The 13,731-nt window shown below is 54.2% G+C and carries 13 protein-coding genes and 1 tRNA gene; 12 read left to right on the top strand and 2 right to left on the bottom strand.

What is annotated here, in order from left to right:
* Positions 1-138 precede the first annotated feature (138 nt).
* Together J4D97_RS13290 and J4D97_RS13295 are read left to right on the top strand one after the other, a co-directional pair.
* Positions 139-957 (top strand): enoyl-ACP reductase FabI, encoded by an 819-nt coding sequence (locus J4D97_RS13290; protein ID WP_208307982.1) that lies wholly within the window; start codon positions 139-141, stop codon positions 955-957.
* 199 nt (positions 958-1,156) lie between these two features.
* Positions 1,157-2,059, top strand: coding sequence for a restriction endonuclease (locus J4D97_RS13295; RefSeq protein WP_243900305.1), 903 nt, complete (start codon positions 1,157-1,159; stop codon positions 2,057-2,059).
* 210 nt (positions 2,060-2,269) lie between these two features.
* Here J4D97_RS13295 and J4D97_RS13300 read toward each other — a convergent pair whose 3' ends face one another.
* Positions 2,270-3,721: a phytoene desaturase family protein gene (locus J4D97_RS13300; protein WP_208307983.1), complete on the bottom strand. Its 1,452-nt coding sequence runs from the start codon at positions 3,719-3,721 to the stop codon at positions 2,270-2,272.
* 252 nt (positions 3,722-3,973) lie between these two features.
* Here J4D97_RS13300 and J4D97_RS13305 point away from each other — a divergent pair, with 252 nt between their 5' ends.
* The 4 genes from J4D97_RS13305 (at position 3,974) to J4D97_RS13320 (ending at position 7,661) form a co-directional block, all read left to right on the top strand.
* Positions 3,974-4,756, top strand: a complete 783-nt coding sequence (locus J4D97_RS13305; protein WP_208307984.1) for a rhamnogalacturonan acetylesterase — start codon at positions 3,974-3,976, stop codon at positions 4,754-4,756.
* 124 nt (positions 4,757-4,880) lie between these two features.
* On the top strand, positions 4,881-5,684 hold the full coding sequence (locus tag J4D97_RS13310; protein ID WP_208307985.1) for a rhamnogalacturonan acetylesterase: 804 nt from the start codon (positions 4,881-4,883) through the stop codon (positions 5,682-5,684).
* On the top strand, positions 5,681-6,637 hold the full coding sequence (locus J4D97_RS13315) for a pectinesterase family protein (protein WP_208307986.1): 957 nt from the start codon (positions 5,681-5,683) through the stop codon (positions 6,635-6,637). The genes J4D97_RS13310 and J4D97_RS13315 overlap by 4 nt, the downstream gene beginning before the upstream one ends.
* A 19-nt stretch (positions 6,638-6,656) precedes the next feature.
* Positions 6,657-7,661 carry a pectinesterase family protein gene (locus J4D97_RS13320; RefSeq protein WP_208307987.1) on the top strand — a complete coding sequence of 335 codons (1,005 nt, stop codon included), beginning with the start codon at positions 6,657-6,659 and terminating at the stop codon, positions 7,659-7,661.
* On the opposite strand, the gene dinB is transcribed toward J4D97_RS13320, so the two are convergent.
* A complete protein-coding gene (dinB, locus tag J4D97_RS13325) occupies positions 7,644-8,684 on the bottom strand; it encodes a DNA polymerase IV (protein ID WP_243900316.1) in 1,041 nt (346 codons plus the stop codon). The two genes, J4D97_RS13320 and dinB, sit on opposite strands and share 18 nt — an antisense overlap.
* Positions 8,685-8,886: 202 nt before the next feature.
* Here dinB and J4D97_RS13330 point away from each other — a divergent pair, with 202 nt between their 5' ends.
* From J4D97_RS13330 to J4D97_RS13360, 6 genes are all read left to right on the top strand, one after another.
* Positions 8,887-9,954 (top strand): fatty acid desaturase family protein, encoded by a 1,068-nt coding sequence (locus tag J4D97_RS13330; RefSeq protein ID WP_208307988.1) that lies wholly within the window; start codon positions 8,887-8,889, stop codon positions 9,952-9,954.
* Between the two features lie 66 nt (positions 9,955-10,020).
* A complete protein-coding gene (locus tag J4D97_RS13335; protein WP_208307989.1) occupies positions 10,021-10,335 on the top strand; it encodes a hypothetical protein in 315 nt (104 codons plus the stop codon).
* A gap of 120 nt (positions 10,336-10,455) precedes the next feature.
* On the top strand, positions 10,456-10,740 hold the full coding sequence (locus tag J4D97_RS13345) for a PIN domain-containing protein (protein ID WP_208307991.1): 285 nt from the start codon (positions 10,456-10,458) through the stop codon (positions 10,738-10,740).
* Positions 10,741-10,745: 5 nt separating this feature from the next.
* Entirely contained in the window at positions 10,746-11,186 is a 441-nt protein-coding gene (locus J4D97_RS13350) for an SMI1/KNR4 family protein (RefSeq protein WP_208307992.1), read from the top strand.
* 165 nt (positions 11,187-11,351) lie between these two features.
* Positions 11,352-13,394: a 30S ribosomal protein S1 gene (gene rpsA / locus J4D97_RS13355; RefSeq protein WP_243900306.1), complete on the top strand. Its 2,043-nt coding sequence runs from the start codon at positions 11,352-11,354 to the stop codon at positions 13,392-13,394.
* Between the two features lie 163 nt (positions 13,395-13,557).
* Positions 13,558-13,628 (top strand) — tRNA-Cys (locus tag J4D97_RS13360).
* The last annotated feature ends 103 nt before the right edge of the window (positions 13,629-13,731 follow it).

Genomic DNA, 13,731 nt, shown 5'->3' on the forward strand with positions numbered 1-13,731 from the left:
ATGCTGAGCCTGTCGAAGCATCTCTACTGATAGTAATTAATTACTATCAGTAGAGATGCTTCGACAGGCTCAGCATGACGTTCTTATTTTTTTTACCTCCTTTGTACTCTGAATCCTCATACTACCCAACTTCACCTCATGCCTAATCTACTCGCTGGCAAAGTCGGCATTATCTCCGGCGCCCTCAACGAAAAATCTATTGCCTGGAAAGTGGCCCAGAAAGCCCACGCCGAGGGCGCCCGCTTCGTGCTGACCAATGCTCCACTGGCCATGCGTATGGGCGAAATTAACGCCTTAGCCGAGGAGTGCAACGCTCCCATCATTGCGGCTGATGCTACCTCGGTGGAAGACCTGGAAAAGTTGTTCTCGGGCGCTCAGGAGCAACTGGGCGGCAAGATTGACTTCGTGCTGCACTCCATTGGCATGTCGCCGAACATCCGCAAGGGCAAGCACTACGGCGAGCTGAACTACGACTGGTTCCAGAAAACGCTGGATATCTCGGCGCTGTCGCTGCACAAGATGCTGCACGTGGCCGAGAAGCAGGACGCCCTCAACGAGTGGGGCTCGGTGGTGGCCCTGTCGTACATTGCCGCCCAGCGCGCCTTCCTCGACTACACCGATATGTCGCAGGCTAAGGCGGTGCTCGAAAGCATTGCCCGCAGCTACGGCCAGCGCCTGGGTAAGCAGAAAAAAGTACGCGTGAACACGGTGTCGCAGTCGCCTACCAAGACCACGGCCGGCGCCGGCATCAGCGGTTTCGACGCGTTCTACGATTACGCCGACAAACTCTCGCCCCTCGGCAACGCCCCCGCCGAAGCCTGCGCCGACTACTGTATCTCGCTGTTCTCGGACCTCACGCGCTACGTGACCATGCAAAACCTCATGCACGACGGCGGCTTCAGCACCACCGGCATTTCGGAGGAAATGGTAGAAGTGCTGACGAAAGCTAGCTCGTAAGTGGTAGTTGTTTATGCGAAAAGCCTGGCCGAAAGGTCAGGCTTTTTTGTTTATTGTGTTGTAGTTATTGACTTGGTTGGTAATGCTATCAAATAGTTACATTTACTAATCGTTTTTGATATTTTAAACTTAATTTCGTCGCGTCTACTAAACTGTAAATGCAACTTGAGTGACCTGTGTATAGAAGTTACATAGTATTTTGACCAACATTCAAAGAGAAATGGACATTCCAAAATTTGACGAAACGTTTTTGCCTATACTAGAAGTTCTCAAATCTGGTAATGTCTATAAAACACGAGATTTAATAGACGAAGTAAAATCCGTATTTTATTTTGAATTAACAGAGGAGCAACTTAGGCAAGAGACCAAATCAGGTGACTTGCTTATCGATAATAGGATAGCTTGGGGGAAGTCTTACTTAAAGAAAGGGGGATACGTTTTCTTTCCCGAGAGAGGTTACGTGCAGATAACAGAAAAAGGTAAAAATCATTCTTCGAGTTTAACTGTACGAGATTTAGAGAACGAGTCTTCTTTCTTCGATTTTTATAAACAAGTACCGACACAATCTCTTATCAGTGAAACTCCCAAATCTAATGTCTCCTCACCGCAAGATCTGATAGATGAAGGTGTCAAAAGAATTGATGACGAAGTAAAAAGCGAGTTGCTATCTAAACTCAAAGGTATCAATCCATATTTTTTTGAAAAAGTCGTTTTAAGATTGCTTAAAAAAATGGGGTATGGTGAATTTATCGAAACAGCAAAGTCTGGAGATGGAGGTATTGATGGAATTATCAATGAAGATCAACTTGGTTTGGATAAAATTTATATACAAGCGAAAAGATTTAATGACGGCAAAGTAAGAGAAACTGATATTAGAAATTTTATTGGTGCAATGAGTGGTGATACAAATAAAGGTGTGTTCGTAACGACATCAGATTTTGATAATAAAGCGTTGGAAAAGGCTCGTTCAGCTCATCATAAAATAATCTGTATTAATGGAGAAAAGCTTGTAGAACTTATGCACAAATTTAATGTAGGAATTCAAATAAAAACAACTTACGAAATTAAGCAGGTTGATGAAGATTTCTTTGATGAAAAGTAAAACATCATATAATAAGGTATTGTCAAATGAAAATAGGTACATCACTGTTGGGTTAAAGGAAGCAGTTAAACAACATCAACTTGTTGAATTCTTAATTATAAGATTAAAATAGGTTGCTATTCCAACCTTCAGCCAGAAGAAGTAAGTAAAATTCCTCTCTTGGCTGAATATGCGGAATGTAGTCTTCTTTGTTCCTGCTACCGTTCTACTCTACCCCTCATACAACGGCGCAGCCGGTAGCTGAAATACATCATGCAACGCTTGCTTGGCGGCGTGGTAGCCACACAAGCCGTGCACGCCCCCGCCGGGAGGGGTAGCCGAGGAACACAGGTAGAGCCCTTTGGCGGACGTACGGTAAGGCGAGGCGCGCAGGGCCGGGCGCGTGAAGAGTTGGCCGATATCTAACACGCCGCCGTTGATGTCGCCGCCCACGTAGTTGGGGTTGTGGGCCTCCATCTGGGCCGTGTCGAAGGTGTGGCGGCCGATGATCCGGTCGCGGAAGCCGGGGGCGAAGCGCTCTACCTGTTGCTCAATGGCGGCGGTCATGTCGATGCGGGAGCCGTTGGGCACGTGGCAGTAGGCCCAAGCTGTGTGCTTGCCGGCCGGGGCGCGGGTAGGGTCGAAGAGGCTTTGCTGAGCCAGCAGCACAAACGGCCGCGTGACGTGGTGGCCCTGGGCGGTGGCCCGCTCGCCGGCAATAATTTCCTCGCGGGTGCCTCCCAGATGAATGGTGCCGGCTTGTCGGCACTCGGGGGCGGTGAAGGGAATAGGAGCATCCAGGGCCCAATCGATTTTGAACACGCCCATGCCGTAGCGGTAGCGCCGCAACTGCCACTGGTACACAGCGGACAGACTGTGACCAGCTATCTGCAACAGCTGTGTGGGCGTCACGTCGAGCAGCACTGTGCGGGCTTGGGGCAGTTGGTCGAGGGAGCGTACGAAGGTGCCGGTTTCCACCGTGCCGCCCAGCGCCCGGAAGTGCGCCACCAGCGCATCGGCAATGGACTGCGAGCCGCCCTGGGGTAGGGGCCAGCCGCCGCGGTGGGCCGCTATCAACAATACCAGGCCAATAGCCGAGGTAGTGAGGTTGCTGAGCGGCTGAATGGCGTGGGCGGCCATCCCGGCAAACAAGCCCCGCGCTTCTTTCTGCTGAAAATAGCTGGTGAGCACGGAGGCCGGTAGCATAGCCGGCGCACCAAACTGCGCCATCTGGAGCGGATGTTTAGGAAAATGCAGCGGAGCCAGCACGTCGTTGGCAATGGCGGGCCAGCTAGCTATCAGTGGCTCCAGGAGTTGGCGGTAGCGCTGCTCGTCCTGGCCCAGGTGGCGCGCTGTATCGGCCAGGGAGTTATAGACCGCGGCAGCCGTGCCACTATCGAAGGGGTGAGCGGCGGCTACGGGCGGCATGAGATATTTCAGGCCGTAGTGGGCCAGGGGTAGGGTCTGGAAGAAAGGGGAACCAACGGCCAGCGGATGGATGGCTGAGCAAATGTCGTGGCGGAAGCCAGGGAGCGTCAGCTCGGCCGTGCGCAGGCCACCGCCCAACTCGCTCTTGCCTTCAATCAGCAGCACTGACAAACCGGCTTGTTGAAGCGTAGTGGCGGCAGCCAGGCCATTAGGGCCTGAGCCAACTACTACGGCATCGTATCTGGAATCGGGCATAATGGCTCGGGTAGGGTTGTTGGCTATACGAGGGTAAGGGCAGGGTAGGCTGTTTTGCACATCCTGTGTCCTAGGGCTGAAGCCCTAGGCTAGACACCGGGACGTTGGTATGAAACCGATCCGTAGCTCCTGGGACACAGGGTGCGCTAAAATACTGCGTTTGGCAACGTTCCCGTAGAAAAAAGCGGCGTGCTGCTTGGGAAAGGTAGGGCAAACCGGTAGTATGTGCTTCGTCCTACCCATCTCCCACCTATGAATCATCCGTTGTTTCGGCTCGCGGGAGCCGTGCTGCTGCTGGCGTTGCTGGCCTTTGGTCCACCCAAAAAGAACATCACCGTGTATTTGGTCGGCGACTCTACTATGTCGATTAAGGAGCGCAAGGCCTACCCCGAAACGGGTTGGGGGATGCCCTTTACGGTATTTTTCGATGAAACCGTAACCGTGGACAACCGTGCGCAGAACGGGCGTAGCACTAAAACCTTCCTCACCGAAAACCGCTGGCAGCCCGTGGCCGCCGCGCTTAAAGAAGGCGACTACGTGTTCATTCAGTTCGGCCACAACGACGAGGTACCGACGAAGAAGAGTTACACACCCAAAGCCGACTATCGCGCCAACCTAGTGCGTTTCATCACCGAAACCCGCGCCCGCAAGGCTACGCCCGTGCTGCTCACGCCCGTAACGCGCCGCAAGTTCGACGCAAATGGCAAGATTGAAGGCACACACGACACCTACTCGGCCCTGGTGCGGACCATTGCGCAGGAGCAAAAAGTGGCATTCATTGATCTGGACCGCGAAAGTCAGGCGCTGTTGCAGCAGTTTGGAGAAGAAAACAGCAAGCTGCTATTCAACCACTTGGCGCCTAGTGAGCACCCTAATTATCCTGATGGCCGCGAAGACAACACGCACTTCTCGGAGCTGGGCGCCCGCAAAATGGCCGAGCTGGTACTAGCCGATATTCGGGGGCTAAAGCTGGAACTGGCCGACCACATTGTGCAGCGCGAATCCAAAAAGACTGTGGATGCGCAGGCGCGGTAGGGTAGGGAACATAAAGCGTAGAGTTGTTCCCGAACAATAAAACAGAACGTCATGCTGAGCTTGTCGAAGCATGATGTTCTAAGGTGGATTTTTAGAAACAAATCTCATATATAAAGACCAGAGTATGTCATACATGAAAAGCATTGGCTTTCTGCTTGTGCTGGGGCTGCTTGCCTTTCGGCTGCCGCCCATCCATAAGACCACCGTCTACCTGATTGGTGATTCTACCATCGCCCAGAAAATACCGCAGACTTTCCCGGAAACCGGGTGGGGTATGCCGCTGCCTACTTTCTTCGACTCGACAATTGTAGTGGCCAACCATGCCAAGAATGGCCGCAGTACGCGTACGTTTCTGGCAGAAAACCGCTGGCAACCCATTGTAGAGGCCTTGCAGCCCGGCGACTACGTATTCATTCAATTCGGGCACAACGACGAGGCCGAAAACTACCCCGACCGCTATACCCCACCCGCCGACTACCGCAAAAACCTGCTGAAATTTGTGGCCGAAACGCGCCGCAAAGAGGCGTATCCGGTGCTGATTACGCCCGTCACGCGCCGCAAATTCATGCAGGGAAAGCAGCAGGAAACCCACGTAGCTTACTCGGCTGTGACGGCGGAGGTGGCTAAGGCGCAAAAAGTGCCGCTCATCGGCCTCGACAAGATGAGCCGGGATATGGTGCAGCAATTCGGGGAAGAAAACAGCAAGCTGCTCTTTCTGCAACTCGCGCCCGGCGACCACCCCAACTACCCCTACGGCCGCCAGGACAACACGCACTTCTCGGAGCTGGGTGCCCGCAAAATGGCGCAACTCGTGGTGAGTGAGTTGAAGACGCAGCGCATCCCACTGGCCGACCACCTGGCCCGGCCCCTACCCAAAAACGCGGTGCCGCCCACCAAAGGCCCCGACACGCAACCTACTACCCCATGAAGCATCTGATTCTCCTGTGTTGCCTGCTCAACGTACTGCTCACAGAGCGCGCCTTCGGCTACGATTTCGTGGTGGCGCAGGACGGCAGCGGGCAGTTTCGAACGGTGCAGGCCGCTATTGATGCGGTGCCGGATTTCCGGAAGAAAGTCACCACTATCTTCATCAAAAAGGGCACTTACAAAGAAAAGCTGGTGCTGGCCGGTACGAAAAATTTGGTGCATTTCATCGGCGAAGACGCCCGCGCTACCATCCTCACTTACGACGACTACAATCAGAAAAAGAACCGCTTTGGCGAGGATAAAGGCACCTCGGGCTCGGCTAGCATCTACATCTTCGGCACCGATTTTTCGGCCGAAAATCTGACATTTCAAAACTCATCGGGGCCGGTGGGGCAGGCGGTAGCCGTGTGGGTGGCCGGCGATAAAGCCCGATTTAAGAATTGCCGGTTTCTGGGGTTTCAGGACACGCTTTACACCTACGGCTACGGTAGCCGGCAGTATTACCAGAACTGTTACATCGAGGGTACCACCGATTTTATCTTTGGCTCTAGCACGGCGTGGTTCGAGCGTTGCGAGATTTTCTGCAAGAAAGGCGGCTCCTTCGTCACGGCTGCTTCTACCCCCGATACCACCCGCTACGGCTACGTGCTCAACCACTGCCGCCTGACTGGCAACGCCCCCGCCAACAGCTACGCCCTGGGTCGCCCGTGGCGCTCCTACGCCAAAACCGTGTACCTGCACTGCGAGTTGGGCAACTTCATTAAGCCGGAAGGCTGGGACCCGTGGGGCAAGGAGGAAAACAAGCGTACCGCCTACTACGCCGAGTACCAAAACACTGGCCCCGGCGCCGCGCCCAAACAGCGTGTGCCGTGGGCGCACCTGCTCACGGCGCAAGAGGCCCAGCAATACACGCTGGCTACCGTGCTGCGCGGCTGGGACCCTACCCAGGAGTAAGGTTACGTTATCACCGGCTATGAACCACAAAATACTCTGCCTGCTTGGCCTACTGCTGTTGCTGCGGGTAGGCGTGTGGGCGCAACACCACGCCGTAGCGCCCGGCCTGATAACGGTGGCGGCGGACGGCAGCGGCACGTACCGCACCATTCAGGAAGCCGTGAATGCCGTGCCCAACCAGTCGCAGCAGCGGGCAGTAATTCATGTGAAGCCCGGCACCTATCGCGAAAAACTAGTGGTGCCTACCCTTAAAACCCATATTTCCCTACTCGGCGACGACCCCGCTACTACCATTATCACATTCGACGACCACTCGGGTAGTAATGGTATTGATACCTATTCCTCGCATTCGGTGCTGATTCAGGGCAATGATTTTGAGGCCGTAAACATTACGTTTCAGAATACCGCGGGCCGTACGGCGGGTCAGGCTGTGGCGCTGCATGTAGAGGCCGACCGATGCGTATTCCGTAACTGCCGCATCCTCGGCGACCAGGATACTTTGTTTCTAGCGGCTGGTCATACCCGGCAGTACTTCTACCGCTGCACCATTGAGGGCACTACCGATTTCATCTTTGGTGCCAGCACGGCGGTGTTTGAGCAGTGCACCATTGTCTGCAAGAAAAACTCCCACATCACGGCCGCTTCCACGCCGGAAGGACAGCCCTACGGCTTCGTTTTTCTGCACTGTCGGTTACTGGCCGATTCTACGCTGGCAACCAATGTGTCGCTGGGGCGGCCGTGGCGGCCCCATGCCCGTGTGGCCTACCTCTACACAGAAATGGGCCGGCACATTCGCCCGGAAGGCTGGGACAACTGGAAAAATCCGGACAACGAAAAAACGGCCTCCTACCTCGAGTACCGCAGCACTGGGGCCGGTGCTCAGCCGCAGCAGCGTGTGGCGTGGGCGCACCAGCTCTCCGCTAAAGAAGCGAAGCGCTACACCGTAAAGCAAGTTTTAACAGGCCTGGATAAATGGCAGCCGGGCAAGGTCGCGCCTACGTTTTCACTACAACCCCAATCCTAGCTGCCGCCCTACCATATCGGCCTCCGTTTCCAGCCCCGATAACGAGACGCCCAGCAGGCGCACGCCTTTGGGCAGGGGTAGGAGGGCCGTTAGCAGCTCGTGGCTGATGCGCATCACCGTGGCTACGTCGGCCAGGGGGGTAGGGAAGCTGCGGGAGCGGGTAATCTGCTGAAAGTCGGCGTATTTCACTTTCAGCGTGACGGTGCGACCGCGCAGGCCGGTTCGCTCGCAATGCGTCCACACTTTTTCCAGGCACGGTTGCAGGTGCTCGGTGAGGTCGGGTAGGGTAGTGAGGTCGCGGGCGAACGTGGTTTCGGCGCCGATGGATTTGCGCACCCGGTCGGCCACCACGGGGCGGTGATCTTGCGCCCGCGCAATAGCAAAGTAGTGCGAGCCCGCCTTGCCAAAGTGCTGCCGCAGAAACGCCTCCGACTGCTGCCGAAGGTCCCAGCCGGTGCGGATACCCAATTGCTCCATGCGCGCCGCCGTCACGCGCCCAATGCCGTGAAATTGTCCTACTGCCAGCTGCTCCACAAACGCCAGCCCCTCGTGCGGCCGAATGACGAACTGCCCGTTGGGCTTGCGGTAATCGGACGCCAGCTTCGCTAAGAACTTGTTGTAGGAAATGCCCGCTGAGGCCGTCAACTGCGTTTGCGCCAAGATTTTCGCTCGTATTTCCTCCGCAATGCGTGTGGCCGAGGGTAGGTTATAGCGGTTCTGAGTCACATCGAGGTAGGCCTCATCCAGTGAAAGCGGCTCAATCAGCTCTGTGTAATCAGCAAAAATGGCGTGAATCTGTCGCGATACGCCTTTATATACCTCAAAGCGCGGCGGCACAAACAGCAGCTCCGGACACAGGCGCCGGGCCGTGGTGGCGGGCATGGCCGAGCGTACGCCAAACTTCCGGGCTTCGTAGCTGGCCGCGGCCACCACGCCCCGCTCGCGGGCGCCACCTACTGCTAGTGGTCGGCCGCGCAATTCAGGGTTATCACGCTGCTCCACCGACGCGTAGAAAGCGTCCATGTCGAGGTGAATAATCTTGCGGGTTTCGGGCTCCAGTGAGTTCGTCGTCAGCACCCGGCAAAGATACGGCGGGTAGGGGAGAGGAACTATCGGCGTACGATGCAGGTTGGGCGGGTAGGGTACGCAATTTTGCACGACAGTCACCTGCTGTCCCCTCAACAGGAAGAGGTATCTTTGCTTTCCTGTTTATCCCATTTTCTTCATGCACGCACCCAAATTCGCGGCTTCGCGCTCTTTTCATCAGGAGTTGAAGCGTCGCACCAACGCCTACTTTGCCGAGGCTGGCAAAGCCACCACAGGCGGCAATTCCTTGTTTATCAAAGCCCTGATTTTGACTACCGCTTTTGTGGCAGTCTACGTGCATCTGGTTTTCCTGACGCCGCCTACCTGGCTGGCCGTTGCAGAGTGCTTGCTGCTGGGTGCAATTGGCGCCGCTATCGGCTTCAACGTGATGCATGATGGCGCCCACGGCTCATTCAGTAAAAAGCGATGGGTGAATCAGTTTGCCGCGTTTACGCTGAATGTAATGGGCGGCAACAGCTTTATGTGGAATATGAAGCACAACCTCATCCACCACATGTACACCAACATCGACGGCGTGGACGACGACCTGGATGCGCAGCCCTGGTTACGCCTTAGCCCCGGCCAACCACGCCGTAGCCTGCACCGATTCCAGCACCTGTACTTCTGGTTTTTCTATGCCCTGCTGTTCATCGCCTGGATTTTCTACATGGATTACCAGAAGTATTTCCGGGGCAAAATTGGGGAGATGCCCATCAAGAAGATGAACGCGTCGGACCAGGGTGTTTTCTGGGGCTTCAAAGCGTTACATCTGGGGCTGTTTGTGGCCCTCCCTATTTATATGGTAGGGTTTGTAAGCTGGCTGGTAGGGTTCTTGCTCTTTATGGCTGTAGCCGGCTTTACCCTCAGCATCGTGTTTCAGTTAGCTCATACTGTGGAGCACGCCGAATTTCCAGTGCCGCACGCTACCACCAACAAGCTGGAAGACGAGTGGGCCATTCACCAGATCAAGACCACGGCCAACTTTGCTACCGATAATAAGCTACTTAGCTGGCTGGTTGGTGGCCTCAACTTTCAGGTAGAGCACCACTTGTTCCCTACCATTTCCCACGTGCATTACCCAGCCCTCAACAAGATTATCCGACAGGTGTGCGAGGAGTTTGGCATCACGTATAATGAGTATCCAAAAATGCGCTACGCCGTAGCCTCGCACGTGGCACATTTGCGCGAGTTGGGTAGGCGGGCATAGCCATCCACTGATTTTGTATATTTGGAGAGTTGCGGTATTTGCCGCAACTCTCTTTTATTTCTAGCTATGAAGACTGTCGTTTTGCATGTGCAACTTCCTGACTCAGTTGAACTTACTGAGCAGCAATTACAGGCGTTGCTATTGGAAAAACTTTTTGAGCGTGACTCACCCGCTAAGGCTGACAGTAACGATGCTGCTTCGGAAGCAGTACAGGTACCCGCCAAAGATGCAGCGGATATCCGCCATTTGATTGGGTTGTATTATGCGGAAAAAGCCACCGCTGCTATGGATGCACTATGGAAAAAAAATGGCTGGACAGCCGAAACTATGCAACAATGGCTGCGTGAAAAGATGCGTTCTTCCAGTCGTAAAGCTTCATGAAGGTGGTACTCGATACCAATGTGTTGTTGGTATCTATAAGCCGTCGGTCCATTTATCGACCCATAATAGAAGCGCTACAGCAGCAACACTACGAATTATTAGTAACGAGCAGTATTTTGCTTGAATTATGAAGAGATAATAGGGTTGCGTAGTAGTCCAGAAGTGGCCTCCAACTTTCTCAATGCCCTGCAAAATTTTAGCAACGTCCGCGAAGTCATTCCTCATTATCGGTTCCAATTAATCCCGACTGATCAGGACGACGAAAAGTTTGCTGATTGCGCGGTAACTGGACAAGCAGATTATTTAGTTACCGAGGATTCGCATTTTAAAGCACTTATCAAGATTAAGTTTCCTGCTGTGCGGGTACTATCAGCGCAGGAGTTTTTGTCGCTATTACCTAACTGACTGCAATGGTAGAAAATACCTTTGAGGAACTGATAACAGAGCCGGAGTTCAAGGTAGGAGCAACGCAAGAGGAACAAGCCCGCCTCAAAGCAAAGATGGACTTTGATTACCCACCCAGTTATCTAGAATTCCTAGCGAGGCATAATGGTGGTGGCGGTTGGTTGGGCAGAGGATGGTTTTCGCTCTACTCCGTTGCAGATGCACTCGATATAAACGCGTTGTGGATGAAGGATGCAGATTACGAAGAGCATTTTATCAACTATTATTGGCTAATCGGCTCTAATGGTAGTCTTTTCACTTATGCCATCGAAAAGGAGACAGGACATTTTGTTGAGTTGGATGTCTTTGATGACGAGTATGCGGTGTATTTGGGAAAAAGCTTTCAGGAGTTTCTTAACTTCTTGCATAAGTTATCATTCGAGCGGTGTGATGAAGACGGGGACTAGGTGCGCAAATGCGAGATAATGTCCTGTTTTACTTGCGCGTAACTTTCCGTATCTTTGCGCCCCCACCAGGGTGGTGGGACGGCGCTTCAGCGCTGTGTATCAAGCAAAAACGCGATTCGGAGGCGGGCCCTGCGTCGAACGTGTATAGGAGGGCCACTAGCTAATATGGCAGAAGTAGTAGATAACTTCGACTGGGATAATGTTGGAGCCAGCGGCTTCGGCGGTAACTATTCCGCAGAGGAGCGCACCCGGATGGAGGAAATGTACAGCGACACGCTGACGACCGTCCAGGAAGAAGAAGTAGTACGTGGCGTAGTGGTAGGCATCACCGACCGCGACGTTATCCTGAACATTGGCTTCAAGTCTGACGGACTAGTGCCCGTGTCAGAATTCCGTGACCTGCCCGATCTGAAGCCCGGCGACGAGGTGGAAGTATTCATTGAGGAGCAGGAAAACGCCAACGGCCAGCTGATCCTGTCGCGCAAGAAGGCGAAGATCAAGCAGGCTTGGAAAGCCATTTACGATGCCCTGGAGAATGATACCATTCTGGAAGGCGTAGTAAAGCGTCGTACCAAAGGTGGTCTGATCATGGACCTGGACGGCGTAGAAGCCTTCCTACCCGGCTCGCAAATTGACGTGAAGCCTATCCGTGACTTCGACATCTATGTAGGTCGTCGCATGGAAGTGAAAGTGGTGAAAATCAACGCTGCTTTCGACAACGTGGTAGTTTCGCACAAAGTCCTGATCGAGAAAGACCTCGAGAAGCAGCGCGAAGCCATCCTCAACAACCTGGAGAAAGGCCAGATCCTGGAGGGCGTTATCAAGAACATGACCAACTTCGGTGTGTTCATCGACCTCGGTGGCGTAGACGGTCTGCTGCACATTACCGACATCTCGTGGGGCCGCATTGCACATCCTTCGGAAGTGCTGCAACTCGACCAGAAGTTGAACGTGGTAGTACTGGACTTCGACGAAGCCAAGAAGCGTATTTCACTGGGCCTGAAGCAGCTGACTCCTCACCCATGGGATTCGCTGCCCGAGGACATGGGCGTAGGCTCGAAAGTGAAGGGCCGCATCGTGAACGTAGCCGACTACGGCGCATTCATGGAAATCATCCCTGGCGTAGAAGGCCTGATCCACGTTTCAGAAATGAGCTGGAGCCAGCACCTGCGCAACCCGCAGGACTTCATCAAGCAGGGCGACGTGGTAGAAGCGCAGATTCTGACGCTGGACCGCGAAGACCGCAAGATGAGCCTGGGTATCAAGCAGCTGAGCGAAGATCCATGGACTCGTGGCGACTTCGGTACGAAGTACGCCGTGGGCACCAAGCACAACGGCCTGGTGCGTAACCTGACCAACTTCGGCCTGTTTGTAGAACTGGAAGAAGGTGTAGACGGTCTTGTGCACGTGTCGGACCTGTCATGGACCAAGAAGATCAAGCACCCCTCCGAAATGGTGAAGGTGGGCGACCGTCTGGATGTATTGGTTCTGGAGTTGGACGTGTCTAACCGTCGCTTGGCCCTGGGCCACAAGCAGCTGGAGGAAAACCCCTGGGATACGTTCCAGACGGTATTCACCCCTGGTTCGGTACACCGCGCTACCATCACCGAGAAGAACGACCGTGGTGCCGTGCTGGAGTTGCCTTACGGCATCGAAGGCTTCGCCTACCCCAAGTCGTTGCAGAAAGAGGATGGCTCGCAGGCTGAGAACGGCGAATCGCTGGACTTCCGCGTGGTAGAATTCTCGAAGGACGACCGTCGCATCGTACTCTCGCACACGGCTGTGTACAACCAGTCGGTAGAAGAGGAGAGCCGTGCTTCCAAGTTCAAGAAGAAGACGCCAACTACGGCTGGTGGTGCTTCGACTTCGAATGCTGCTGACGTGAAGAAGGCAACTGCGCAGCCCGCTGAGAAATCAACGCTGGGTGACCTGGACGCACTGAGCGCCCTGCGTGACCGGATGATGGGCTCGGAGCGTGAGGCTGGTGAGCAGAAGTTGCAGTCGCAAGCCGGCAAAAAGGCTGCCCCTGCTGCTGAGGCTCCTGCCGAAGCTGAAGCTCCTGCTGAAGAAGAAGGCCTGATTGCTCGCGTAACCAAAGCCGCTTCCGACGCCATCGACACCGTAACGCACGCTGCCGAAGACGTAGTAGACCGCGCCAAGCACCTGCTTGATTCGGATGACGACACCAACAAAGAAGACAAAGCGTAAGCTGACCTTCTAAGCTGGAAACAAGAAGCCCTGGAGCAATCTGGGGCTTTTTTGTGCGTAATAAAACCTGCTATGATACAGAAGTTTAGTGAATAAAGGCAAGAAAAGAACGGGTTCTGTTTGGCAAAAGTCAATTATTGGCGTATGTTTGCGCTCCCAATCCGGTGACGTGACCGAGTGGCTAGGTAGAGGTCTGCAAAACCTCCTACGGCGGTTCGAATCCGCCCGTCACCTCTTCCTGTTTTGCTTGCTTGCCCCGGTCGATTAGCCCCGACCGGGGCTTTTTGCGTTTTACTTCCTATGTTGATAGGAGAGAAAGCCGTGCAATTATTCTGGC

The organism is Hymenobacter defluvii (genome assembly GCF_017589435.1).
GTDB classification, from domain to species: Bacteria; Bacteroidota; Bacteroidia; order Cytophagales; family Hymenobacteraceae; genus Hymenobacter; species Hymenobacter profundi.

Excerpts from the sequence above, each read along its gene's own strand:
- J4D97_RS13305 (WP_208307984.1), top strand. The coding sequence starts at position 3,974 with ATGAATCATCCGTTGTTTCGGCTCGCGGGAGCCGTGCTGCTGCTGGCG.
- J4D97_RS13315 (WP_208307986.1), top strand. The coding sequence starts at position 5,681 with ATGAAGCATCTGATTCTCCTGTGTTGCCTGCTCAACGTACTGCTCACA.
- J4D97_RS13320 (WP_208307987.1), top strand. The coding sequence starts at position 6,657 with ATGAACCACAAAATACTCTGCCTGCTTGGCCTACTGCTGTTGCTGCGG.
- J4D97_RS13350 (WP_208307992.1), top strand. The coding sequence starts at position 10,746 with ATGGTAGAAAATACCTTTGAGGAACTGATAACAGAGCCGGAGTTCAAG.
- J4D97_RS13290 (WP_208307982.1), top strand. The coding sequence starts at position 139 with ATGCCTAATCTACTCGCTGGCAAAGTCGGCATTATCTCCGGCGCCCTC.
- rpsA (WP_243900306.1), top strand. The coding sequence starts at position 11,352 with ATGGCAGAAGTAGTAGATAACTTCGACTGGGATAATGTTGGAGCCAGC.
- J4D97_RS13335 (WP_208307989.1), top strand. The coding sequence starts at position 10,021 with ATGAAGACTGTCGTTTTGCATGTGCAACTTCCTGACTCAGTTGAACTT.
- dinB (WP_243900316.1), bottom strand. The coding sequence starts at position 8,684 with ATGGACGCTTTCTACGCGTCGGTGGAGCAGCGTGATAACCCTGAATTG.
- J4D97_RS13330 (WP_208307988.1), top strand. The coding sequence starts at position 8,887 with ATGCACGCACCCAAATTCGCGGCTTCGCGCTCTTTTCATCAGGAGTTG.
- J4D97_RS13310 (WP_208307985.1), top strand. The coding sequence starts at position 4,881 with ATGTCATACATGAAAAGCATTGGCTTTCTGCTTGTGCTGGGGCTGCTT.
- J4D97_RS13300 (WP_208307983.1), bottom strand. The coding sequence starts at position 3,721 with ATGCCCGATTCCAGATACGATGCCGTAGTAGTTGGCTCAGGCCCTAAT.